20 protein-coding genes, 1 tRNA gene and 1 pseudogene are annotated in these 22,827 nt (G+C 72.4%); 20 read left to right on the top strand and 2 right to left on the bottom strand.

The features are described 5' to 3' along the window. The first annotated feature begins 37 nt into the window (after positions 1 to 37). From tmk to KDN32_RS18915, 3 genes are read left to right on the top strand one after another with little or no spacing between them, the layout of a single operon-like run. Complete coding sequence (gene tmk, locus KDN32_RS18925; protein ID WP_211733783.1) at positions 38 to 676, top strand: dTMP kinase; 639 nt, start codon at positions 38 to 40, stop codon at positions 674 to 676. After that, positions 673 to 1,830 (top strand): DNA polymerase III subunit delta', encoded by a 1,158-nt coding sequence (locus KDN32_RS18920; RefSeq protein ID WP_211733782.1) that lies wholly within the window; start codon positions 673 to 675, stop codon positions 1,828 to 1,830. Before tmk ends, KDN32_RS18920 begins: the two co-directional genes overlap by 4 nt. Beyond that, positions 1,827 to 3,395 carry an alpha/beta hydrolase gene (locus KDN32_RS18915; protein WP_307854220.1) on the top strand — a complete coding sequence of 523 codons (1,569 nt, stop codon included), beginning with the start codon at positions 1,827 to 1,829 and terminating at the stop codon, positions 3,393 to 3,395. Before KDN32_RS18920 ends, KDN32_RS18915 begins: the two co-directional genes overlap by 4 nt. Positions 3,396 to 3,464: 69 nt before the next feature. Here KDN32_RS18915 and KDN32_RS18910 read toward each other — a convergent pair whose 3' ends face one another. After that, positions 3,465 to 3,908, bottom strand: coding sequence for an OsmC family protein (locus KDN32_RS18910; protein WP_211733781.1), 444 nt, complete (start codon positions 3,906 to 3,908; stop codon positions 3,465 to 3,467). A gap of 161 nt (positions 3,909 to 4,069) precedes the next feature. Here KDN32_RS18910 and KDN32_RS18905 point away from each other — a divergent pair. The 5 genes and pseudogenes from KDN32_RS18905 (at position 4,070) to KDN32_RS18885 (ending at position 7,937) form a co-directional block, all read left to right on the top strand. Continuing rightward, positions 4,070 to 4,142: transfer RNA gene (locus KDN32_RS18905), tRNA-Thr, on the top strand. A 125-nt stretch (positions 4,143 to 4,267) separates the two neighbouring features. Next, positions 4,268 to 5,646, top strand: a pseudogene (locus KDN32_RS18900) (L-serine ammonia-lyase). A gap of 77 nt (positions 5,647 to 5,723) precedes the next feature. Then, positions 5,724 to 6,458 carry an SDR family oxidoreductase gene (locus tag KDN32_RS18895; protein ID WP_211733780.1) on the top strand — a complete coding sequence of 245 codons (735 nt, stop codon included), beginning with the start codon at positions 5,724 to 5,726 and terminating at the stop codon, positions 6,456 to 6,458. After that, positions 6,455 to 7,354, top strand: a complete 900-nt coding sequence (locus KDN32_RS18890) for an SDR family oxidoreductase (RefSeq protein WP_211733779.1) — start codon at positions 6,455 to 6,457, stop codon at positions 7,352 to 7,354. The genes KDN32_RS18895 and KDN32_RS18890 overlap by 4 nt, the downstream gene beginning before the upstream one ends. A gap of 4 nt (positions 7,355 to 7,358) precedes the next feature. Then, positions 7,359 to 7,937, top strand: coding sequence for a TetR/AcrR family transcriptional regulator (locus KDN32_RS18885; RefSeq protein ID WP_211733778.1), 579 nt, complete (start codon positions 7,359 to 7,361; stop codon positions 7,935 to 7,937). A gap of 12 nt (positions 7,938 to 7,949) precedes the next feature. On the opposite strand, the gene KDN32_RS18880 is transcribed toward KDN32_RS18885, so the two are convergent. Beyond that, positions 7,950 to 8,963: a LacI family DNA-binding transcriptional regulator gene (locus KDN32_RS18880; protein ID WP_211733777.1), complete on the bottom strand. Its 1,014-nt coding sequence runs from the start codon at positions 8,961 to 8,963 to the stop codon at positions 7,950 to 7,952. Between the two features lie 143 nt (positions 8,964 to 9,106). On the opposite strand from KDN32_RS18880, the gene KDN32_RS18875 reads away from it, so the two are divergent. The 12 genes from KDN32_RS18875 (at position 9,107) to KDN32_RS18820 (ending at position 22,795) form a co-directional block, all read left to right on the top strand. Then, positions 9,107 to 10,615 (top strand): sugar ABC transporter ATP-binding protein, encoded by a 1,509-nt coding sequence (locus KDN32_RS18875; protein ID WP_211733776.1) that lies wholly within the window; start codon positions 9,107 to 9,109, stop codon positions 10,613 to 10,615. Continuing rightward, positions 10,612 to 11,685, top strand: coding sequence for an ABC transporter permease (locus KDN32_RS18870; RefSeq protein WP_211733775.1), 1,074 nt, complete (start codon positions 10,612 to 10,614; stop codon positions 11,683 to 11,685). Before KDN32_RS18875 ends, KDN32_RS18870 begins: the two co-directional genes overlap by 4 nt. After that, complete coding sequence (locus KDN32_RS18865; protein ID WP_211733774.1) at positions 11,682 to 12,722, top strand: ABC transporter permease; 1,041 nt, start codon at positions 11,682 to 11,684, stop codon at positions 12,720 to 12,722. Before KDN32_RS18870 ends, KDN32_RS18865 begins: the two co-directional genes overlap by 4 nt. A 22-nt stretch (positions 12,723 to 12,744) precedes the next feature. Then, entirely contained in the window at positions 12,745 to 13,788 is a 1,044-nt protein-coding gene (gene rhaS, locus KDN32_RS18860) for a rhamnose ABC transporter substrate-binding protein (protein ID WP_211733773.1), read from the top strand. A 135-nt stretch (positions 13,789 to 13,923) separates the two neighbouring features. Further along, positions 13,924 to 14,286, top strand: coding sequence for an L-rhamnose mutarotase (locus KDN32_RS18855; protein ID WP_211733772.1), 363 nt, complete (start codon positions 13,924 to 13,926; stop codon positions 14,284 to 14,286). Beyond that, the gene (rhaI, locus tag KDN32_RS18850) at positions 14,286 to 15,464 is read left to right on the top strand and encodes an L-rhamnose isomerase (protein ID WP_211733771.1); all 1,179 of its coding nucleotides are present in this window, start codon (positions 14,286 to 14,288) and stop codon (positions 15,462 to 15,464) included. The genes KDN32_RS18855 and rhaI overlap by 1 nt, the downstream gene beginning before the upstream one ends. 32 nt (positions 15,465 to 15,496) lie before the next feature. Then, positions 15,497 to 17,554, top strand: coding sequence for a bifunctional aldolase/short-chain dehydrogenase (locus KDN32_RS18845; protein ID WP_211733770.1), 2,058 nt, complete (start codon positions 15,497 to 15,499; stop codon positions 17,552 to 17,554). Further along, positions 17,551 to 19,038, top strand: coding sequence for a rhamnulokinase (locus KDN32_RS18840; RefSeq protein ID WP_307854219.1), 1,488 nt, complete (start codon positions 17,551 to 17,553; stop codon positions 19,036 to 19,038). Before KDN32_RS18845 ends, KDN32_RS18840 begins: the two co-directional genes overlap by 4 nt. Then, a complete protein-coding gene (locus tag KDN32_RS18835; protein WP_211733769.1) occupies positions 19,026 to 19,772 on the top strand; it encodes a (Fe-S)-binding protein in 747 nt (248 codons plus the stop codon). The genes KDN32_RS18840 and KDN32_RS18835 overlap by 13 nt, the downstream gene beginning before the upstream one ends. Next, positions 19,769 to 21,292 (top strand): lactate utilization protein B, encoded by a 1,524-nt coding sequence (locus KDN32_RS18830; RefSeq protein WP_211733768.1) that lies wholly within the window; start codon positions 19,769 to 19,771, stop codon positions 21,290 to 21,292. The genes KDN32_RS18835 and KDN32_RS18830 overlap by 4 nt, the downstream gene beginning before the upstream one ends. After that, positions 21,289 to 21,873: a LutC/YkgG family protein gene (locus tag KDN32_RS18825; RefSeq protein WP_211733767.1), complete on the top strand. Its 585-nt coding sequence runs from the start codon at positions 21,289 to 21,291 to the stop codon at positions 21,871 to 21,873. Before KDN32_RS18830 ends, KDN32_RS18825 begins: the two co-directional genes overlap by 4 nt. Positions 21,874 to 21,877: 4 nt before the next feature. Continuing rightward, positions 21,878 to 22,795, top strand: a complete 918-nt coding sequence (locus KDN32_RS18820) for a LysR family transcriptional regulator (RefSeq protein ID WP_211733766.1) — start codon at positions 21,878 to 21,880, stop codon at positions 22,793 to 22,795. The last annotated feature ends 32 nt before the right edge of the window (positions 22,796 to 22,827 follow it).

Raw genomic sequence — 22,827 nt, 5'->3', positions numbered from 1 at the left:
CAGCGCCCCTGTCCCACCGCGCCCGTAGGGTGTCCGCGTGAACCCAGGGGTGTTTTCCGACCGCGGGCTCTTCGTCTGCTTCGAGGGCGGCGAGGGCGCCGGCAAGTCGACCCAGTCGCGCCTGCTGCGCGACTGGCTCGTCGAGCGCGGCGAGACCGTCCTGCTCACCTTCGAGCCCGGCGACACCGCCGTCGGCAAGGAGCTGCGCCGGATCGTGCTCGACCCGGCCACCGGCGACCTCTCCGACCGCACCGAGGCACTGCTCTACGCCGCCGACAAGGCCGAGCACGTCGACCACGTGGTGCTGCCGGCCCTCGCCCGCGGCGAGGTGGTCATCACCGACCGGTACGTCGACTCGACGCTGGCCTACCAGGGCGCCGGCCGCACGCTCGCCGTCGCGGAGGTCGAGGCGGTCGCCCGGTGGGCCACCGGGGACCTGCGCCCCCACCTCACCGTCGTGCTCGACCTCGAGCCCGAGACCGGGCTGGGGCGCTTCGAGGAGCGCGACCGGATCGAGGGGCAGTCCCTGGAGTTCCACCAGCGGGTCCGGCAGGGCTTCCTCGACCTCGCGGCCGCCGACCCCGACCACTACCTCGTCCTCGACGCGCGCGCCCCGATCGACGAGATCGCGGCCGCCGTCCGGACGCGGGTCGAGCAGAGCATGGGCCGCGCGTGACCGTCTGGGAGGACCTCGTCGGCCAGCGCCCGGTCATCGACCTGCTCCAGCAGGCCGTCGCCGGCCACGGCATGACGCACGCCTGGCTGTTCACCGGTCCGCCCGGCTCGGGTCGCTCCAACGTCGCGCGCGCCTTCGCCGCGGCCCTGCAGTGCGAGCACGGCACCGGCTGCGGTGCGTGCGAGGCGTGCCGCCTCGTCACCAGCGGCTCCCACCCCGACGTGACGCTGGTCCGCTCCGAGACCACCGTGCTCTACGTCGACGACATGCGCGAGCTGGTGCAGGCGTCGGCCAAGTTCCCCTCGATCGGGCGCTGGCAGATCATCCTGGTCGAGGACGCCGACCGGCTCGGCACGCCGGAGAACCCCCGCACCGGCAACGCGCTGCTCAAGGCGATCGAGGAGCCCACGCCCCGCACGCTGTGGCTGCTCTGCGCGCCGACACGCGCCGACGTGCTCCCGACGATCGCGTCGCGCTCGCGCCACGTCACCCTCGCCACCCCCACCGCCCCCGAGGTCACCGACTTCCTGGTCCGCCAGGGCATCGAGCCCACCACCGCGTCGTTCGCTGCCCGGGCCAGCCAGGGCCACATCGGCCGGGCGCGGGCGCTCTGCGTCGACGAGGACGCCCGCCGTCGGCGCCGCGAGGTGGTCTCGTTGCCCGCCCGGCTCACGTCGATCGGTGCCGTGATGACCGCGGCGACGAGCCTCGCCGAGATCGCCAAGGAGGAGACCGCCGCGATCACCGAGCAGGCCGAGCGTCGCGAGCTCGAGTCGCTGCAGTCGATCTTCGGCAGCGAGCGCAAGGACACCTCGAGCCGGGCCTACCGGGCGGCGCTGTCGTCGCTGGAGAAGCTGCAGAAGCAGAAGGCCAGGCGACGCGTCCTCGACGTCATCGACCGGGCGCTGATGGACCTCGTCTCGGTCTACCGCGACGCGATCGCGCTGCGCGTCGGCGCACCCGGCGACCTGGTCAACGAGGAGATCCGGGGCGACGTCGAGTCCGTCGCCCGCGCGTCCTCGCCCGAGGAGCTGCTGCGGATGATCGACGCGGTCTTCGCCGCCCGCGAGCAGATGCTGGAGTTCAACGTCCCGCCGCAGCTGGCGCTGGAGTCGATGGCGACCGCGCTGCGGCTGCCCGGAGGTCGCTCGTGAAGAAGGTCGTCGCGCTGGTCGCGGTCCTCGCCCTCGCCCTGTCGGCGTTCCTCGCCCTCGGGCTCTCGCTCGGCCGCGGCGGAGGCGACGGCTCCTCCGACGCGCCCGCCGCCCGGCCGACGCCCTCCCCGACCACCCCGCCGCCGGCGTCGGTGACGCAGCCACCGTCGCCCGCGCTGGCCGAGATCTACTCCCAGCGGATCGACTGGCAGCCCTGCGAGAGCAACGACGAGCAGGACTGCGGCACCCTCACCGTCCCGGTCGACTACGCCGACCCGACCGGCGACACCATCGACCTCGCGCTGCTGCGCGTCCCGGCACGCGGCGCGCGGGTCGGCTCGATGGTGGTCAACCCGGGCGGTCCCGGCGCCCCCGGCACGACCTACGCTGCGGCGGCCGGGCTGGTCTTCCGCGCACCACTGCTCGACGCGTACGACGTGGTCGGGTTCGACCCGCGCGGCACCGGGCGCTCCACGCCGGTCGACTGCCTGAGCGACGAGGAGCTCGACGCCTACGTCGCGGGCGACCCGACGCCGGACGACGCCGCGGAGGTCGCCGACTACCGGGCGTCCGTCCTCGGCTTCGGGGCGGCGTGCGCGGCCAACACCGGTCCGCTGCTCGCACACGTGTCGACGATCGAGGCGGCGCGCGACATGGACGTGCTGCGCGCAGCCCTGGGGGAGGAGAAGCTGACCTACCTGGGCGCCTCGTACGGCACCAAGCTGGGCGCGACCTATGCCGAGTTGTTCCCCGAGCGGGTCGGTCGCCTCGTGCTCGACGGTGCCGTCGACGTCTCGCTCGACGCCGAGACGATGGCGCTCGACCAGGCGGCCGGCTTCGAGACGGCGCTGCGGGCCTACGTCCAGAACTGCCTGGACTCCACCGACAACTGCTTCCTCGGCGACACGGTCGACGAGGGCCTGGCCACGATCAGCGGATTCCTCGACGACGTCGAGGAGCAGCCGCTCCCGGCCGGCGACCGCGAGCTCGCGATCGGCAACGCGTTCTACGGGATCGTGGCGCCGCTCTACAACCGCGACTACTGGTTCCTGCTCTCCACCGCGCTGTCCTCCGCGCTGGAGGGCAAGGGGTCCGCGCTGATGGAGCTCTCCGACCTCTACGCCTCGCGCAAGGCCGACGGGACCTACGAGAACAACTCGATGGAGGCGATCTACGCGATCAACTGCCTCGACGACCCGACCTCGATCCCGTTCGCCCGGGTGCCGTCGAAGATCGCGGAGTTCGAGGAGGCGTCGCCCACCTTCGGCGACGTCTTCGCCTGGGGCCTCACCGGGTGCCGGGGCAGCACGACGCGGACCACCGAGGACCCGATCGAGATCCGCGGCGAGGGCGCCGCGCCGATCCTCGTGCTCGGCACCACCCGCGACCCGGCGACCCCGATGAAGTGGGCGGTCGCGCTGGCCGACCAGCTCGACTCCGGCGTGCTGGTCGAGCGCGACGGCGACGGCCACACCGCCTACAACTCCGGCAACGAGTGCATCGACACCACGGTCGAGGACTACCTCGTCGACGGGGTGGTCCCCGACGACGGCACGACCTGCTGAGGGCCGCTGGTCGAGGAAGGACGAAGTCCTGTCACGAGACCGGGTCGCGTGACAGGACTTCGACGGGGCTCAGCCCTCCAGCGCGGCGTCGAGCGTGATGTCGACGCCGGTGAGCGCCTTGCTGACCGGGCAGCCGGCCTTCGCCTTCTCGGCGGCGTCCCTGAAGCCGGCCTCGTCGAGGCCCTCGACCTCACCGCGCACGGTGAGCGTGATGCCGGTGAGCTTGAACCCGCCGGCCTCCTTGTCCTCGCCCAGCGAGACGTCGGCCGTCACCTCGAGGGCCTGCGGCGTGCCGCCGGCCTCGGCGATCAGGGCGGAGAGCTGCATGGCGTAGCAGGAGGAGTGCGCCGCGGCGATGAGCTCCTCGGGGCTGGTGGTCCCGCCGGCGTCCTCGGCCGCGCGCTTGGGGAACGACACGTCGTAGGTCCCGACGCCCGAGCTGGTGAGCTCGACCTGGCCGGAGCCGTCCTGCAGGCCGCCGTTCCAGGCGGTACGAGCGGAGCGTGTGGGCATGGATCCTCCTCGTTGAAGACTGAACAGTCATCTCGACCCTAGTCACCCCCACCACACCCCTGCGGGCCCGCGGGCCGGCCGTGAGCCCGGCCTGAATTCGGTCCCGGGCCCGGCGCTCCGTATACTCGCCCGCGGCCCGTCGAGCAGCGCTCGGCAGCCACGCCGCCTTAGCTCAGTCGGTAGAGCGAGTCACTCGTAATGACTAGGTCGTCGGTTCGATTCCGACAGGCGGCTCCGACTCCCCCGGGGACCCGAGACCCCGGGGGAGTCTTCATGTCCGCGTTGCGCATCGTGCGACGCCTTGCGTACAGCGCAACGAATCCCTTGCGGCGGAGCAGCCCGCGCCCCCATCATCGAGGATGCCCATCAGCGCGTTCGACCTGTTCAAGGTCGGCATCGGCCCCTCGAGCTCGCACACGGTCGGGCCGATGCGGGCGGCGTACCTCTTCGTCGAGGGGCTGCGGGCCGACGACCTGCTCCCTCGGGTCGCGCGGGTGCACGTCGAGCTGTTCGGCTCGCTCGGCGCGACCGGGCACGGGCACGGCAGCGTCAAGGCGGTCGTCCTCGGCCTCGCCGGCGAGCAGCCGCACCTGGTCGACCCGGTCGCGGCCGACCCGATGGTGCAGGAGGTGCGCAGCACGCAGGTCCTGAGGCTCGGCGGCGAGCACCCGATCGCCTTCGACGCCGACGAGGACGTCGTGATGCACCGGCGCAAGCGCCTGGAGTTCCACACCAACGGGATGGTCTTCGAGGCGCTCGACGCCGACGGCGCGGTGCTGCGTCGACGCGAGTACTACTCGGTCGGCGGCGGTTTCGTGCTCGACGAGGACGAGTGCGGCAACCCGGTGGTCGTGGCCGACGACACCCCCGTGCCGCACCCCTTCACCACCGCCGACGAGCTGCTCGCGCTCACCCGCGCGACCGGCCTGCGGATCAGCGACGTGATGCTCGCCAACGAGGTGGTGCGTCGCCCGGAGGACGAGGTCCGCAGCGAGCTGCTCGCGATCTGGCGGGTGATGCAGGAGTGCGTCGAGCGCGGCACCGCAACCACGGGCGTCCTGCCCGGGGGCTCAAGGTGCGCCGGCGGGCGGCCGACCTGCGCGCCCGCCTCGAGCACGACGCGACCGCCGGGGTGCCCGACCCGCTCGAGGCCATGGAGTGGGTGACGCTCTACGCGCTGGCCGTCAACGAGGAGAACGCTGCGGGCGGCCGCGTCGTGACGGCGCCCACCAACGGTGCCGCCGGCATCGTGCCGGCCGTCCTGCACTACTACTGCCGGTTCGTCCCGGGCGCCGACGACGACGGCGTCGTGCGCTTCCTGCTGACCGCGGCGGCGATCGGGCTGCTCTTCAAGGAGAACGCCTCGATCTCGGGGGCGGAGGTCGGCTGCCAGGGCGAGGTCGGGTCGGCCTGCTCGATGGCGGCAGGCGGGCTGGCCGAGGTCCTCGGCGGCAGCCCCGAGCAGGTCGAGAACGCCGCCGAGATCGGCATCGAGCACAACCTCGGGCTCACCTGCGACCCGGTCGGCGGGCTCGTCCAGATCCCCTGCATCGAGCGCAACGCCGTCGCCTCGGTCAAGGCGATCACCGCCGCCCGGATGGCGGTCCGCGGCGACGGCTCCCACCACGTCTCGCTGGACAAGGCGATCAAGACGATGCGCGAGACCGGGCGCGACATGAAGGACAAGTACAAGGAGACCGCGCGCGGGGGCCTGGCCCTCAACGTCGTCGAGTGCTGACCGGCAGGTATTGAACGCGCCGTTCATTTATGATTATATGGACGGTACGTTCACAACCGACCGAACAGGAGCACGTGATGACCCACGTCAGCCGCACCGCCCTGGTGACCGGGGCCTCCGGCGGGATCGGGACCGCGATCGTCGAGCGCCTCGCCGCCGACGGCTTCGGGCTGGCGATCCACTACGCCGGCAACCGTGACCGCGCCGAGCAGGTCGCCGACCTCGCCCGCCGCCACGACGTCCCGACCGTCGTCGTCGGCGCCGACGTCGCCGACGAGGCAGCGGTCGCCGCCATGTTCGACGAGGTCGAGGAGGCCCTCGGCGGGCTCGACGTCCTCGTCCACACCGCCGGCGTGATGAAGCTGTCGCCGCTGGCCGACCTCGACCTCGACGAGCTCGACGCCATGCACCGCACCAACGTCCGCGGCACCTTCGTCGTCAACCGCGAGGCGGCCCGCCGGGTCCGACGCGGCGGAGCGATCGTCAACTTCTCCAGCAGCGTCGTGCGCCTCGCGCTGCCGACCTACGCGGCCTACGCCGCCACCAAGGGCGCCGTCGACGCGATGACCATGATCCTCGCGAAGGAGCTGCGCGGGCGTGACGTCACCGTCAACGCCGTCGCCCCCGGTCCGACCGCGACGCCGCTGTTCCTCGAGGGCAAGCCGCAGGAGGCGGTCGACAGCCTGGCGGCCATGGCTCCGCTCGAGCGGCTCGGCCGGCCCGAGGACATCGCCGAGACCGTCGCCCACCTCGCCGGCCCGGCCCGCTGGACCAACGGCCAGGTCCTCTACGTGAACGGGGGCATCGCATGAGCACCGCGAAGGTCGTCCTCGTCACCGGCGCCTCCAGCGGCTTCGGCGCGATGACCGTGCGCGCCCTCGCCGACGCCGGGCACGCCGTCCACGCCGGGATGCGCGACCTCGCCGGCCGCAACCAGCGCGCCGCGGCGGACGCCACGGCGTACGCTGACCAGCACGACGTCGACCTGCGCCCGGTCGAGCTCGACGTCGTCGACCAGGCGTCGGTCGACGAGGCGGTGCGCCGGGTCGTGGCCGCGTCGGGCCGCATCGACGTCGTGGTCCACAACGCCGGCCACATGGTGCTCGGCCCGACCGAGGCGTTCACCCCCGATCAGCTCGCCGCGGCCTACGACGTCAACGTGCTGTCGACCCAGCGCGTCAACCGCGCGGTGCTGCCGCACCTGCGCGCGCAGCGCGACGGCCTCGTCGTGTGGGTCGGCTCCTCGAGCACCCGCGGCGGGACCCCGCCCTACCTCGCGCCCTACTTCGCGGCGAAGGCCGGGATGGACGCGCTCGCGGTGAGCTATGCCGCCGAGCTGGCCCGGTTCGGGGTGGACACCTCGATCGTGGTGCCGGGCTCGTTCACCGTCGGCACGAACCACTTCGCCAACGCCGGCCACGCCGAGGACGGCGAGGTCGTCGCGGCCTACGAGGTGGAGTACGCCGGGCTGATGGACCAGGTCGCCGAGCGGCTCGCCGAGCTCGCCCCGGACGACCAGGACCCCACTGAGGTGGCCCGGGCGATCGCCCGGCTGGTCGACCTGCCGAAGGGCACCCGCCCGTTCCGGGTCCACGTCGATCCCGCCGACGACGGCGCCGAGGTGGTCAACGCCGTCGGCGACCGCGTGCGGACGGAGTTCTACCGCCGGATCGGGCTGCCGGACCTCCTCGCACCCGTGATGGGATGAGCCCATGCCGAGAGGACGTCGCCCCACCGACGAGGTACGGCGCGACGTCCTCGCGGCGGCCGGCCGAATGCTGCTCGCGGAGGGCATGACCGGCTTCACGATCGAGCGGGTCGCCGCCGAGAGCGGTGCCAGCAAGGTCACCATCTACAAGCTCTGGGCCTCCAAGGGCGCGCTCGCGCTCGACGCCTACTTCAGCACCGTCGAGCCGCTGCTCGCCTTCCCCGACACCGGCGACCTCGGCGCCGACCTGCGCACCCAGCTCCACGCGTTCGTCGAGCTGCTGACCGCCACGCCGGCCGGCACCGTGCTGCGCGGCCTGATCGGCGAGGCGCAGCGCGACCCGGCCCTGATGGAGGCCTACCTCACCACCTACGCGGCGCCGCGTCGCCAGCTCGCCGTCGACCGGATCGGGCTCGCGGTCGCGCGCGGCCAGGTGCGCGAGGGCGTCGACCCCGCGACGGTCGTCGACCAGCTCTGGGGCGCCTGCTACCACCGGCTGCTGATCCCCGACCTCGGCATCGACGTCGCCTTCGCCGACCAGCTGCTCGACCACGTCCTGCGCGGGATCGTCGCGGAGCCCTGAGGCGGTTGGGCCTCAGCCCAGCGTCGAGCGCCGGGCGACGAGCTCGGGGGTGAAGACCAGCTGCTGGTGGTGGTGGTCGGGGTTGTCGGCCTCGTCGAGGACCAGCTCGGTGGCCCGGCGCCCGAGCTCCTGGCGCGGCTGGCGCACCGACGTGAGCGGCACTGCGGCGGCAGCGGCGTACTCGATGTCGTCGTAGCCCACGATCGCGAGGTCGCCCGGGACCGAGAGGCCCGCGGTGCTGAGCTGCTGGAGCAGGCCGAGGGCGAGCAGGTCGTTGCCGCAGAACGCGGCGGTGGGTCGGGTGCGGTGGCTCAGCCCCATCAGCCGCTCCCCGGCGGAGCGGCCCTCGACGACGGTCAGCCCGTCGGTCGTCACGACGGTGAGCTGGTCGTCGGGCAGGCCGGCGTCGGCCCACGCGGCGCGGGCGCCGGCGAGGCGGTCGCGCACCTGGCCGATCGTCTCGGGCCCGCCGATGAACGCGACCCTGGTGTGTCCGCGGTCGACGAGGTGCTCGACGGCGAGCCGCCCGCCGAGGACGTCGTCGACGGCCACCGAGCAGAACGCCTCGTCCTGGCGGGTGCGGTCGACGATGACGAGCGGCGTGCCGTTGCGGCGCACGTCGCTGAGGACCTGGGCCTGCGGGTCGACGGGCGTGACCAGGACGCCCTGCACACGCTGCTCCACGAGGTGGGCGAGGTAGTCGCTCTCGCGCGCCGCGCGGTTGTCGGAGTGGCAGAGGAACAGCGACAGGCCCGCGGCCTCGGCGGCGCGCTCCGCACCCTCCGCGACGTCGGTGAAGAACGGGTTGCGGGCGTCGAGCAGGACGTAGGCAAGCGTGCGGCTGTGGCCGGCGCGCAGCTGGCGCGCCGACTCGTTGCGCACGAAGCCGAGCTCGCGCATGGCGTCCTCGACCCGGGCGCGGGTGGCGGGGGAGACCCGCTCGGGCCGGTTGAGCACGTTGCTCACCGTGCCGAGGGAGACCCCGGCGCGCGCGGCGACGTCCTTGACCGAGGGGGCCCGTGCCATGCCGTCCCCTCTCGGATGTTGAAACGATGAAGGCTGCAGACCGGAGCGTACGACATCCGCATCCAATTCGTGACCCAGTGACGCTTGACACGTGTGACGGCCCTCACCTACCTTTCGTTGAAACCTTTCAACGAAGGAGCACCATGGCCACCGCAGCACCGGTCCTCGAGCTGGGCGACGTCTCGAAGTCGTTCGGCCCCGTGGTCGCCCTGCGCTCGGGCAGCCTGCGCGTGGACGCGGGCTCGATCCACGCGCTGATCGGCGAGAACGGCGCCGGCAAGTCGACGCTCGTCAAGGTCGTCGCCGGGGTGCACCGCCGCGACGGCGGGACCTTCGCCCTCGGGGGAGAGGCCGTCGACTTCGGCTCCACCGCCGAGTCCAAGGCGGCCGGCGTAGCCGTGATCTACCAGGAGCCCACGCTCTTCCCCGACCTCTCGGTCACCGAGAACATCTTCATGGGCCGCCAGCCGCTCGCCCGCTGGCGGCGCATCGACCGGGCCGCGATGGTCGCCGAGGCCGAGCGCCTCTTCGACCGGCTCGGGGTGCGGATCGACCCGCGCCGTCCCGCCGAGGGCCTCTCGATCGCCGACCAGCAGATCATCGAGATCGCCAAGGCCATCTCGCTCGACGCGCGGCTGCTCGTCATGGACGAGCCGACCGCCGCCCTCAGCGGTGTCGAGGTCGAGCGCCTCTTCGCGGTCGCCCGGAGCCTGCGCGACGAGGGCCGCGCGCTGGTCTTCATCTCCCACCGCTTCGACGAGGTCTTCGCCCTCTGCGACACCGTCACGGTGATGCGCGACGGCTCCTACGTCGACACCCGCCGCGTCGAGGACACGACGCCCTCCGAGCTGGTCTCCCTCATGGTCGGCCGCGACGTCGACGAGCTCTTCCCCAAGGTCGCCGCCGAGATCGGCGAGCCGGTCCTCCAGGTCCGCGGACTGACGCGCGCCGGGGTCTTCCACGACGTCGACCTCGAGGTCCGGGCGGGCGAGATCGTCGGCCTCGCCGGGCTCGTGGGGGCCGGACGCAGCGAGGTCGCCCGCGCGGTGTTCGGCGTCGACGCCTACGACTCGGGCTCGGTCACGATGTCGGGCACGATCGTGAAGGCGCGCGACCCGCGCGCCGCGATCCGGGCGGGCATGGCGTTCATCCCCGAGGACCGGCGCAAGCAGGGCCTGGTGATCGACTCCTCGGTCAGCGGCAACGTCGCGGCCGTCATCCGGCGGGGCATCGCCCGCGCCGGCCTGGTCACGGGCGCGATGGAGAACCGCGCGGCCGGTCCGTGGGCCGGACGCCTCGAGGTCAAGACCAGCGCGCTCGACATGACCGCCGCCACGATGAGCGGCGGCAACCAGCAGAAGGTGGTCATCGCCAAGTGGCTGGCGACCGACCCCCGGCTGCTGATCATCGACGAGCCCACCCGCGGCATCGACGTCGGCACCAAGGCCGAGGTCCACCGCCTGCTCTCCGAGCTGGCCGGCCAGGGGCTGGCGATCTTGATGATCTCCTCCGAGCTGCCCGAGGTGCTCGGCATGGCCGACCGCGTGCTCGTCCTCTGCGAGGGCCGGATCACCGCCGAGCTCGACCGAGCCGAGGCCACCCCCGAGGCCGTGATGCACGCGGCCACCCACCACCTCGAGGACGCCTCATGAGCACCCCCACCGACACCACGGACGCCCAGGTCTCCACGGGCGAGGCGCTCCTGGTCGAGCCCAGCCGGCTCTCGCCCGGACGCCGCGCGCTGACCACCGTCCTGCGCTCGCGCGAGCTGTCGATCTTCCTCGTGCTGGTCGCCGTCGTCGTGCTGGCCACCACCAAGAACAACGGCTTCCTCTTCAGCTCCGACGGCTGGCGCAACTTCCTGCTCAACCCGTCGATCCTGCTGCTCCTGGCGGTCGGCCAGGCGGTCGTGATCATCACCCGCAACGTCGACCTGTCGGTCGGCTCGACGATGGCGCTCACGGCGTACCTGACGGGCCGGCTCTTCGTCGACCAGCCGAACCTCCCGATCGTCGTCGTGGTCCTGGCGTGCCTCGCCCTCGGCGCCGCGCTCGGGCTGGTCAACGGCCTGCTCGTGGCCTACGGCAAGGTGCCGGCGCTGGTGATCACCCTCGGCACCCTCTACATCTACCGCGGGATCATGCTCACCTGGGCCGGCAGCGACCGGATCAACGCCGGCGACCTCCCGCGCGACTTCCTCGCCCTCGGCACGAAGACCGTCCTCACCATCCCGGTGCTGACCCTCATCGCCGTCGTCGTGCTCGCCGCGGTGGGCTACTACCTCCACACCGCGCGCGGCGGGCGCGAGCTCTACGCGATCGGCTCCGACCCGGACGCGGCCGTCCTCTACGGCCTGCCCGTACGCCGTCGCCTGCTCGCCGCGTTCGTCCTCAGCGGCGCGCTGGCCGGGCTGGCCGGGGTCCTCTACACCGCGCGCTACGGCACGGTCAGCTCGAGCGTCGGCTCCGGCATCGAGCTGCAGGCCGTGGCCGCCGCGGTCATCGGTGGCATCGCGATCTTCGGTGGCAGCGGCACGGTCTGGGGCGCTGCCATCGGCGCCTTCCTGCTCATCACCATCAACCGGGCCCTGCCCAGCCTCGGCATCGAGGACTTCTGGCAGCGCGCCGTGGTCGGCGTGCTGATCCTCGGCGCGATCGTGCTCGACCGCGTCCTGTCCCGTCGGCAGGCCCGCAAGCTCGCAGAATCGAGGGACCACGCATGAGTGCCACGACGAGCACCCGGACCTACGCCGACTACTCGGCGCCGCTGTGGCGGCGCTGGCTGCTGACCCGCGAGACGGCCGTGATCGCCCTGACCGCCGCGGTGGTCCTCTACTCGCTCGCCAACGTGCCCAACTTCGACGGCCCCCTGACGCTGAAGTTCCTCCTCCAGGACATCGCCCCGATCCTGCTCATCGCGCTGCCGATGACGCTGATCATCATCACCGGCGAGATCGACCTGTCGGTCGCGAGCATCATGGGCCTGAGCAGCGTGCTGCTCGGCGTGCTCCACGACGCGGGCTTCTCGGTCCCGACCGCGGCGCTGCTGGCGCTGCTCGCCGGCCTGGCGTGCGGGGCGCTCAACGGCTTCCTGATCGCCTACGTCGGGCTGCCGTCGCTGGCGGTCACCATCGGCACGCTCGCGCTGTTCCGCGGGATCGCCGTCGGCCTGCTCGGCACCACCGCGATCACCGACTTCACCGAGAGGTGGGCCGACCTCGCCACCGACACGATCGGCGAGACCCGGATCCCGCTGGTGATGATCCCGTTCGCGGTCCTGGCGGTGGCGTTCACGGTGCTGCTGCACTTCTCGACCTTCGGCCGCGGCGTCTACGAGATCGGTCTCAACGACGAGGCGGCGCGCTTCACCGGCGTCGACGTCGCCCGCACCAAGCTGGTGCTGTTCCTGCTCTCCGGCGTCGTCTCGGCGCTCGCGGGCATCTACTTCACGCTCCGCTACGGCTCGGCGCGCGGTGACAACGCCACGGGCTACGAGCTGCAGGTGATCGCGGCGGTGCTGCTCGGCGGCGTCTCGATCTTCGGCGGCCGCGGCCGGCTCCACGGCGTGCTCGCCGGGGTCGTGCTGATCGGCGTCATCTCCAGCGCGCTCCGCCTGGAGTCGGTGACGGTCAACGTCACCAACATCATCGTCGGCCTCCTCCTGGTGGCCTCGGTGATCCTCCCCAGCGTCCTTGGGTGGGCCGGCTCGCGGCTGCCCCGCAAGGCACCCAGCAAGGACCCGGCGACCGCCGGCGTCTGAGACATCCGAGAGGTAGACACAGATGAAGTTCCAGAAGAGGCGGCCTGCTGCCATCGCCGCGCTGCTGCTCACCGCATCGTTCGCCTTCACCGCCTGCGGTGGTGACGACGGCGGCGACGGCGGCTCGGCCGGCGGCAGCGGTGGCGGTGACCTGAGCATCACCATGCTGCCGAAGAACCTCGGCAACGCGTACTTCGACACCAGCACCGACGGTGCCGAGAAGGCCGCCGACGAGCTCGAGGCCGACTTCGAGGAGGTCGGGCCCGACACCGCCAGCCCCGACGCCCAGGTGTCCTACATCAACACCGTCGCCCAGCAGGGCAAGAACGCGCTGATCCTCTCGGCCAACGACCCGGACGCGCTGTGCGACGCGATCGACGAGGCCCGCAGCGCCGACGTGAAGGTCGTGACCTTCGACGCCGACACCAACCCCGACTGCCGCGACCTGTTCATCAACCAGGCCACCGCCGAGGGCATCGCCGCCAAGCAGCTCGAGCTGATCTCGGAGCAGATCGGCGGCAAGGGCGAGATCGCGATCCTGTCGGCCTCGGCCAACGCGACCAACCAGAACGCGTGGATCGACATGATGGAGTCCGAGCTCGCGGACAACCCCGACTACGCCGACATCGAACTCGTCGACACGGTCTACGGCGACGACGAGGACCAGAAGTCCTTCGACCAGACCGAGGCGTTGCTGCAGAACCACCCCGACCTCAAGGGCATCATCTCGCCCACCACGGTCGGCATCGCCGCCGCGGCGCGCTACCTGTCCGACAGCCAGTACAAGGGCAAGGTCGCCCTCACCGGCCTCGGCACCCCCAACCAGATGCGCGAGTACGTCGACAACGGCACCGTGACGGCGTTCGCGCTGTGGAACCCGGGCGACCTGGGCTACCTCGCCACCTACGCCGCGGCCGCGCTGGTCAACGGCGACATCTCGGGCGAGGAGGGCGACTCCTTCGAGGCCGGCGACCTCGGCACCTTCGAGGTCGGCGCCGACGGCACCGTCCTGCTCGGCGAGCCCTTCACCTTCGACGAGTCCAACATCGCCGACTTCGACTTCTGATCGTCGAGCTCGCCCCGCACCACCACCTCGTTGGTCGAGGAGGGACGAAGTCCCGTCACGAGACCCCTGACCGGGTCTCGTGACGGGCCCCGGAGGGCCCTCCTCGACCAACGGCAACCAGAGAGGCCAGGCACGATGCACCGCGTCTGCTTCACCCTCCAGGTCAAGCCCGACCGCATGGAGGAGTACGCCGAGCGTCACGCGGCCGTGTGGCCCGACATGCTCCGGGCGCTGCACGACACGGGTTGGCACAACTACTCCCTCTTCCTCCGCGACGACGGCCTGCTCGTGGGCTACCTCGAGACCCCAGACCTCGCCGCGGCCCAGGCCGGCATGGCCGCCACCGACGTCAACGCCCGGTGGCAGGCCGAGATGGGCGAGTTCTTCGAGGAGCTCGACCTGCTGCCCGACCAGGGCTTCCTGCAGCTGGCCGAGGTCTTCCACCTCGAGGACCAGCTCGCCGCCCACACCACCACGACACCAGCGACGGACCAGTGATGACTTCCTTCTCCCAGATCAGCGACCGGCTCGGCGAGCTCGCCATCGAGGTCCCGTCCTGGGCCTACGGCAACTCCGGCACCCGCTTCAAGGTGTTCGGCTCGCCCGGCACCCCGCGCACCGTCGAGGAGAAGATCGCCGACGCCGCGACGGTCCACGCCTTCACCGGCCTCGCCCCGACGGTGGCGCTGCACATCCCGTGGGACGCCGTCGACGACTACGCCGCGCTCGCGGCGTACGCCAAGGAGCAGGGCGTCGCGCTCGGCACGATCAACTCCAACACCTTCCAGGACGACGACTACAAGCTCGGCGCGCTCACCCACACCGACGCCCGCATCCGGCAGAAGGCGGTCGACCACCACCTCGAGTGCATCGAGGTGATGAACCGGACCGGCTCGCGCGACCTCAAGATCTGGCTCGCCGAGGGCACGAACTACCCCGGCCAGGGCGACATGCGCGCCCGCCAGGACCGGCTGGCCGAGGGCCTGCGCACCATCTACGACCAGCTCTCCGAGGACCAGCGGCTGGTGCTGGAGTACAAGTTCTTCGAGCCGGCGTTCTACCACACCGACGTCCCGGACTGGGGCACGTCGTACGCCCACGTGGCCGCCCTCGGCGAACGCGCGATGGTGTGCCTCGACACCGGCCACCACGCGCCGGGCACCAACATCGAGTTCATCGTCGCCCAGCTCCTGCGGCTCGGGAAGCTCGGCTCCTTCGACTTCAACAGCCGCTTCTACGCCGACGACGACCTGATCGTCGGCGCGGCCGACCCGTTCCAGCTCTTCCGGATCATGGTCGAGGTGGTCCGCGGCGGCGGCTTCGGCAACCAGGCCGACGGCACGCCCAACAACGTCGCGCTGATGCTCGACCAGTGCCACAACATCGAGGCCAAGATCCCCGGCCAGATCCGCTCGGTGCTCAACGTGCAGGAGATGACCGCCCGCGCGCTGCTGCTCGACACCGAGGCGCTCGACGCCGCCCGCGAGTCCGGCGACGTGCTGCTGGCCAACCAGGTCTTCATGGACGCCTTCTACACCGACGTGCGCGCCGACCTCGCCGCGTGGCGCGAGGAGCGCGGCCTGCCGGGCGACCCGATGCGCGCCTACCTCGACTCCGGCCACCAGCAGCAGATCGAGGCCGACCGCGTCGGTGGCTCGCAGCTGAGCTGGAACTGACGACCTCCGTCCCGACCCGAAGGAACTGCACCGTGAACGACCTCAACCCCACCGTCGCCGCGCTCGTCGAGCGCTCGAACCGGCTGGGCGCCGACCCCCGCAACACCAACTACGCCGGCGGCAACACCTCCGCCAAGGGCACCGAGACCGACCCGGTCACCGGCGAGGACGTCGAGCTGGTCTGGGTGAAGGGTTCCGGCGGCGACCTCGGCACCCTGACCCCGTCGGGCCTGGCCGTGCTCCGCCTGGACCGGATGCGGGCGCTCGTCGACGTCTACCCCGGGCTCGAGCGCGAGGACGAGATGGTCGCGGCGTTCGACTACTGCCTGCACGGCAAGGGCGGCGCCGCGCCGTCGATCGACACCGCGATGCACGGGCTCGTCGACGCCGCCCACGTCGACCACCTGCACCCCGACTCCGGCATCGCGATCGCGACGTCCGCCGACGGCCAGGAGCTCACCACCACGATCTTCGGCGACCAGGTCGTGTGGGTGCCGTGGCGCCGTCCCGGCTTCCAGCTCGGCCTCGACATCGCCGAGATCAAGGAGAAGAACCCGCAGGCGCGCGGCTGCATCCTCGGTGGCCACGGCATCACCGCGTGGGGCGACACGAGCGAGGAGGCCGAGGCCAACAGCCTCTGGATCATCGAGGCCGCCGCCTCCTACATCGCCGAGCACTCGAAGGCCGAGCCGTTCGGCCCCGCGCTCGAGGGCTACGCCGCCCTGCCGGAGGACGAGCGCCGGGCGAAGGCCGCGGCCCTCGCGCCGACGGTCCGCGGTATCGCGTCGGCGGACCGGCCGATGGTCGGCCACTTCACCGACACCGACGAGGTCCTCGACTTCCTCGCCCACGCCGAGCACCCCCGACTCGGCGCGCTCGGCACCTCGTGCCCCGACCACTTCCTCCGCACCAAGGTCAAGCCACTGGTCCTCGACCTCCCGGCCTCTGCCTCCGTGGAGGACAGCATCGCCCGGCTCCAGGAGCTCGCGGTGTCCTACCGCGAGGACTACCAGGCCTACTACGACCGCCACGCCACCCCCGACAGCCCGGCGATCCGCGGCAAGGACCCCCTCATCGTGCTGGTGCCCGGCGTCGGCATGTTCAGCTTCGGCAAGGACAAGCAGACCGCCCGCGTCGCCGGCGAGTTCTACGTCAACGCGATCAACGTGATGCGCGGGGCCGAGGGGCTGTCGTCGTACGCCCCGATCGACGAGGCGGAGAAGTTCCGCATCGAGTACTGGGCGCTCGAGGAGGCCAAGCTCCAGCGGATGCCGAAGCCGAAGCCGCTGGCGACCCGTGTCGCGCTGGTCACCGGCGCCGCGTCCGGCATCGGCCTCGCCACGGCGCGCAGGCTCGCCGCCGAGGGCGCGGCCGTCGTCATCGCCGACCTGTCGCTGGAGAAGGCGCAGGCGGCTGCGGCAGCCATTTCCGATGAGCTTGGCGGCTCGACCGACGTCGCGGTCGGCGTGCAGGTCGACGTGTCGGACGCCGCCGCTGTGCAGGCCGCCGTCGACGCGACGGTGCTCGCCTTCGGCGGCGTCGACCTCGTCGTCAACAACGCCGGCCTCTCGCTCTCGCGCTCCCTGCTCGAGACCACCGAGCAGGACTGGGACCTCCAGCACGACGTGATGGCCAAGGGCTCGTTCCTCGTCGCGCAGGCCGCCGCGCGGGCGATGATCGCGCAGGGGATGGGCGGCGACATCGTCTACATCTCCTCGAAGAACTCGATCTTCGCCGGCCCCAACAACGTCGCCTACGGCGCCGCCAAGGCCGACCAGGCCCACCAGGTGCGGCTGCTGGCCGCCGAGCTCGGCGAGCACGGCATCAAGGTCAACGGCGTCAACCCCGACGGCGTCGTCCAGGGCTCGGGCATCTTCGCGTCGGGCTGGGGCGCGAACCGCGCCGCCGTCTACGGCGTGGAGGAGCAGGACCTCGGCAAGTTCTACGCCCAGCGCACGATCCTCAAGCGCGAGGTGCTGCCGGACAACATCGCCAACGCGGTCTTCGTGCTCTGCTCCGCCGAGCTCAGCCACACCACCGGCCTGCACATCCCCGTCGACGCCGGCGTGGCCGCGGCGTTCCTGCGGTGACCGCGACCCTGCGCGTCGCGGCCGTCGACCTCGGCGCGACCAGCGGCCGGGTGATGGCCGCGCGCGTGGGGCCCGGGGTGCTCACGCTGACCGAGGCGCACCGGTTCCCCAACGGGGGAGTGCCGGTCGGCGGTTCGCTGTTCTGGGACGTCCTCGGGATCCACCGCGAGGTGCTCGCCGGGATCGCCGAGGTCGCCCGGACCGGCGACCTCCACGGCATCGGCGTCGACTCGTGGGCGGTCGACTACGGCCTGCTCGACCGCGACGGGGAGCTGCTCGGCAACCCCCACAGCCACCGCGACCCGCGGACCCGCGACGTACCGGAGCTCGTCGCGAGGACCGTCGACGTGCGGGAGCAGTACGCCGTGAACGGCCTCCAGCAGCTGCCGTTCACCACCGTCTTCCAGCTTGTCGCCGCCCGTGGCAGCGCGGCCCTGGAGTCGGCCCACACGTTGTTGCTGCTGCCCGACCTGCTCGACTACTGGCTGACCGGGCAGGTCGGCGCCGAGCGCACCAACGCCTCCACCACCGGCCTGCTCGACGTGACGACGGGGGAGTGGTCCAGCGACCTCGCGCGGCGCCTCGGACTGCCGTGGTCGATCCTCCCCGCCCTGCGCGACGCCGGCTCGGTGGTCGGCCCGCTGCGCCCGGAGGTGGCCGCCGACCTCGGCACCGACGACGTGCCGGTGGTCGCCGTCGGGTCGCACGACACCGCGTCGGCCGTCGTCGCCGTCCCGGCCTCCGAGCCGGGCTTCGGCTACATCTCGTCCGGCACGTGGTCGCTCGTCGGCCTCGAGCTCGACGCCCCCGTCCTGACCGACGAGGCGCGCGAGGCCGACTTCACCAACGAGGGCGGCGTCGACGGCACGATCCGCTTCCTCAAGAACGTGATGGGCCTGTGGGTGCTCTCGGAGTGCCTGCGCGCGTGGAAGGACCGAGGCACTCCTGCCACCGACCTCGCGTCCCTCCTCTCCGGCGCGAGCACCGCGGCGCCGCTGCGCACCGTCATCGACATCAACCACCCCTCGCTGCTCGGCCCCGGCACCGCGACCGACCCGATGCCCGAGCGGGTCGTCGCGCTCGCGCGGGCCGCCGGTGAGCCGGTGCCCCAGACCCCGGGCGAGATCACCCGCTGCGTCCTCGACAGCCTGGCCCTGGCCTACCGCCGCCACCTGCGCACCGCCGCCCGGTTGGCCGGGCAGGACCTCGACGTCGTGCACGTCGTCGGCGGCGGCGCGCACAACCACCTGCTCTGCCAGCTCACCGCGGACGCCCTCGGCGTCCCGGTGCTCGCCGGCCCCGCCGAGGCCGCCGCCCTCGGCAACGCGCTCGTCCAGGCCCGCGCCCTCGGCGCCGACCTCCCCGACCTCTCCGCGATGCGTGCGCTCGTGCGCGAGACCCACGACGTACGCCGGCACGACCCGCGTGCCGGTCTCGACTGGGACGCGGCCGAGCGGCGCGTGGTGGGAGGATGCGAGACGTGAGGATCGCCCTGCAGGTCACCTGCGTCAACGACGCGATGTTCCCCGACGTGGGGAAGGCGGTCGTGCGGCTGCTGCGGCGCCTCGGGGTCGACGTCGACTTCCCGGCCGCGCAGACGTGCTGCGGGCAGCCGATGGTCAACACCGGCTACCTCGACGAGGCGGTGCCGGTCGTGCGGACCTTCGTCGACGCGTTCGCCGGCTACGACGCGATCGTCACGCCGTCGGGATCGTGCGCCGGCTCAGCGCGCCACCAGCACTCGATCGTCGCGGAGCGCTCGGGTGACCCGGCGCTGGCGGCGGCGGTCGCGAAGACCGGCCCGCGGACCCACGAGCTGACCGAGTTCCTCGTCGACGTGCTCGGCGTGACCGACGTGGGGGCCTACTTCCCGCATCGCGTGACCTACCACCCGACCTGCCACAGCCTGCGGATGCTCGGGGTCGGCGACCGGCCCACCCGGCTGCTCGAGGCGGTGCGCGGCATCGAGCTGGTCGACCTGCCCCACGCGACCGAGTGCTGCGGGTTCGGCGGGACGTTCGCGGTCAAGAACGCCGACACGTCCGTCGCGATGGGCGCCGACAAGGCCCGCCACGTCCGCGACACCGGCGCCGAGGTCCTGGTCGCGGGCGACAGCTCGTGCCTGATGCACGTCGGTGGCGTGCTGTCGCGGCAGCGCGCGGGCGTACGAGTCATGCACCTCGCCGAGGTCCTGGCCAGCACGGAGGAGGACGCATGAGCGCCACGTTCGTCGGGATGCCGGCCTTCCCCGAGGCCGCGCGTGCCGCCCTCGGCGACACCCAGCTGCGGCGCAACCTCGCCCACGCCACCCGCACCATCCGCGACAAGCGCGCGAAGGTGGTCGCCGAGGTCGAGGACTGGGAGGAGCTCCGCGTCGCCGGCGCCGCGGTCAAGGAGGCCGCGCTGCGCGACCTCGCCACCCACCTCGAGACCCTCGAGGCCTCGCTGGTCCGGGCCGGCGCCACCGTCCACTGGGCTCGCGACGCCGAGGAGGCGTGCGCGATCGTCGCGTCCGTCGCGAAGGACCACGGCGCCGACGAGGTCGTGAAGGTCAAGTCGATGGCGACCGCGGAGATCGGGCTCAACGAGGCGCTCGAGGCCGAGGGCATCGCCGCCTGGGAGACCGACCTGGCCGAGCTCATCGTCCAGCTCGGCGAGGACCTGCCGTCCCACATCCTCGTGCCGGCGATCCACCGCAACCGCGCCGAGGTGCGCGAGATCTTCCTGCGCCGGATGGCCGCCGTCGGGCGACCCGCCCCGGCCGACCTGACCGACGAGCCCGCGGTGCTCGCCGGCGCCGCCCGCGAGCACCTGCGCGAGAAGTTCCTGCGCGCCAAGGTCGGCGTGAGCGGCGCGAACTTCGCGGTGGCCGACACCGGCACCCTCGTCGTCGTCGAGTCCGAGGGCAACGGCCGGATGTGCCTGACGCTCCCCGCGGTCCTGGTCAGCGTCGTCGGCATCGAGAAGGTCGTCGCCACCTGGTCCGACCTCGACCCCATGCTGCGGCTGCTGCCGCGCTCGTCGACCGGCGAGCGGATGAATCCCTATACGTCGACCTGGTCGGGCGTGACGCCCGGCGACGGGCCGCAGGAGGTCCACGTCGTCCTGCTCGACAACGGCCGCACCCGCGCGCTCGCCGACGACGTCGGGCGCCAGGCGCTGCGCTGCATCCGCTGCTCGGCGTGCCTCAACGTCTGCCCGGTCTACGAGCGGACGGGCGGCCACGCCTACGGCTCGGTCTACCCCGGCCCGATCGGCGCGATCCTCAATCCGCTGCTGAGGGGCATCGAGGACGAGCAGACCGCCTCCCTGCCCTACGCCTCCTCGCTCTGCGGCGCGTGCTTCGAGGTCTGCCCCGTCCGGATCGACATCCCGTCGGTGCTGGTCGACCAGCGCGCCGCGGTCGTCGACTCCCACCGCGGCGACCGGGTCCCACGGCGTGGATCTCATTGGCCTGAGGCGGTGGCCATGAAGGCGGCCGCGTGGACCTTCTCGTCCGCGAAGCGCCTGGCGCTGGCCGAGCGCGCGTCCGGCCTCGGGGGCCGACTGCTCGGCCGGTTCTCCCGTACGTCCCTGCCCGGCGGCCGCGCCGCCGCCGGACGCCTGCCGGGGCCTGGCGCGGCGTGGACCGGCGCCCGCGACCTGCCCGCCCCGCCGGAGGAGTCGTTCCGGGAGTGGTGGGAGCGGACCGACGGCGGCCGCTCAGAGCCTGGTCACACGGGGGAGGGCCCGACGTGAGCGCTCGCGACGACATCCTGCGGCGTGTCCGCTCCGCCCTGGACGGCGTGTCGCCCGTGACCGACCTCCCTGCGGCCCCGCGCGTACCCGACCGTGGCGACCTGGTCGCGCTGTTCGCGGAGCGGGTCGAGGACTACCGAGCCGAGGTCACCCGCTGCGCGCCCGACGAGGTGGCCGCGGTCGTGGCCGCGGCCCTCGGGACGGCGCGCCCCGTCGTCCCGCCGGGTCTGGGCATCGAGGTCGCCGGATCGGTTGTTGACGACGGGCTCACCGCTGCCGACCTCGACGCGCTCGACGCGGTCGTCACCCGCGCCGCGGTCGGCGTCGCCGAGACCGGCACGATCGTCCTCGACCACCGCGACGACCAGGGGCGTCGTGCGATCACGCTCGTGCCCGACCTCCACGTCTGCGTCGTCGACGCCGCGCAGGTCGTCGCCGACGTCGCCGACGCGCTAGCGCTGCTCGACCCGTCGCGACCGCTGACCTGGATCAGCGGCCCGTCGGCCACCAGCGACATCGAGCTCGACCGGGTCGAGGGCGTCCACGGTCCGCGGACCCTGCGCGTGGTGGTCGTGGGTTGACGACGTGGACGGTCCGTCTCCCGCAGAGGTCTTCGACCTGCGTCGCCTCGACCTCAACCTCGTCGTGCCGCTGCACGCCGTGCTCGTCGAGAGGAGCGTCAGCGCCGCCGCACGTCGGGTCGGTCTCACCCAGCCCGCGGTGAGCAAGTCGCTCCAGCGTCTGCGCCAGCACTTCGGCGACGACCTCCTCGTGCGGGCAGGTCGCACCAGCGTGCTCACCCCCTTCGCCGCCACGCTCCTCCCCGAGGTCGAGGAGCTGGTGCGACGCCTCGGCGACGTCCTCACCCAGCGGGACGACTTCGACCCTGCGCAGACGCGACGCCGTTTCACCCTGGCGGCGAGCGACTACTTCGTGGTGACCCGTGGCGGCGACCTGGTGCAGGCGCTGCTCGCAGGTGCACCGCTGGCCTCCCTCGAGATCGTCGACCTGGCCGGTCCTCCCGTCCACGACCAGCTCGGCTCGGTCGACGCGATGCTCCTGCCCGCCGGGCAGGACGACCACCTCCCTTCCACCGGACACCTGCTCACCGAGCGGTGGACACTCGTCTGCGACCCCTCGATGGCCGAGGACGCGCGTGGCTGGACCGTGGACGACCTCGCCGGACGAGGCTTCGTCGCCACGTCCTTCCACGGGTTCGTCCCCGGTCAGCGGTTGCTGTCGAACCTCGGCGTCACGATGGACGTGCGGGTGACGGCCCAGACCTTCGCGGCCGTTCCCTTCCTCGTCGCCGGCACCGAGCTGCTCGGCCTGGTCGGTGGACGACTGGCGCGGCGCCTGGCGGGCGCCGCCGGCGTCGCGGTCCTCGAGGCGCCGTGGTCGGTCCCGCTGCTGCCCTACCAGCTGCACTGCGACCCCGTCCGGCGCAACGACCCAGGGGTGCGATGGTTCCTCGAGGTCGTCGAGGCTGTCGCACGCGGGTGACCTCTGCGGCATGACTGCCGGTGATGGCGTGC

Source organism: Nocardioides palaemonis (assembly GCF_018275325.1).
Taxonomy (GTDB): domain Bacteria; phylum Actinomycetota; class Actinomycetes; order Propionibacteriales; family Nocardioidaceae; genus Nocardioides; species Nocardioides palaemonis.
This window is presented reverse-complemented; position numbering and strand designations above follow the sequence as displayed.

What these genes read in the sequence shown, in the direction of transcription:
- rhaS (WP_211733773.1), top strand. Translation starts at nt 12,745, where the DNA reads ATGAAGTTCCAGAAGAGGCGGCCTGCTGCCATCGCCGCGCTGCTGCTC.
- KDN32_RS18875 (WP_211733776.1), top strand. Translation starts at nt 9,107, where the DNA reads ATGGCCACCGCAGCACCGGTCCTCGAGCTGGGCGACGTCTCGAAGTCG.
- KDN32_RS18880 (WP_211733777.1), bottom strand. Translation starts at nt 8,963, where the DNA reads ATGGCACGGGCCCCCTCGGTCAAGGACGTCGCCGCGCGCGCCGGGGTC.
- KDN32_RS18835 (WP_211733769.1), top strand. Translation starts at nt 19,026, where the DNA reads ATGCGAGACGTGAGGATCGCCCTGCAGGTCACCTGCGTCAACGACGCG.
- KDN32_RS18830 (WP_211733768.1), top strand. Translation starts at nt 19,769, where the DNA reads ATGAGCGCCACGTTCGTCGGGATGCCGGCCTTCCCCGAGGCCGCGCGT.
- rhaI (WP_211733771.1), top strand. Translation starts at nt 14,286, where the DNA reads ATGACTTCCTTCTCCCAGATCAGCGACCGGCTCGGCGAGCTCGCCATC.
- KDN32_RS18855 (WP_211733772.1), top strand. Translation starts at nt 13,924, where the DNA reads ATGCACCGCGTCTGCTTCACCCTCCAGGTCAAGCCCGACCGCATGGAG.
- KDN32_RS18890 (WP_211733779.1), top strand. Translation starts at nt 6,455, where the DNA reads ATGAGCACCGCGAAGGTCGTCCTCGTCACCGGCGCCTCCAGCGGCTTC.
- KDN32_RS18865 (WP_211733774.1), top strand. Translation starts at nt 11,682, where the DNA reads ATGAGTGCCACGACGAGCACCCGGACCTACGCCGACTACTCGGCGCCG.
- KDN32_RS18870 (WP_211733775.1), top strand. Translation starts at nt 10,612, where the DNA reads ATGAGCACCCCCACCGACACCACGGACGCCCAGGTCTCCACGGGCGAG.
- KDN32_RS18895 (WP_211733780.1), top strand. Translation starts at nt 5,724, where the DNA reads ATGACCCACGTCAGCCGCACCGCCCTGGTGACCGGGGCCTCCGGCGGG.
- KDN32_RS18910 (WP_211733781.1), bottom strand. Translation starts at nt 3,908, where the DNA reads ATGCCCACACGCTCCGCTCGTACCGCCTGGAACGGCGGCCTGCAGGAC.
- KDN32_RS18885 (WP_211733778.1), top strand. Translation starts at nt 7,359, where the DNA reads ATGCCGAGAGGACGTCGCCCCACCGACGAGGTACGGCGCGACGTCCTC.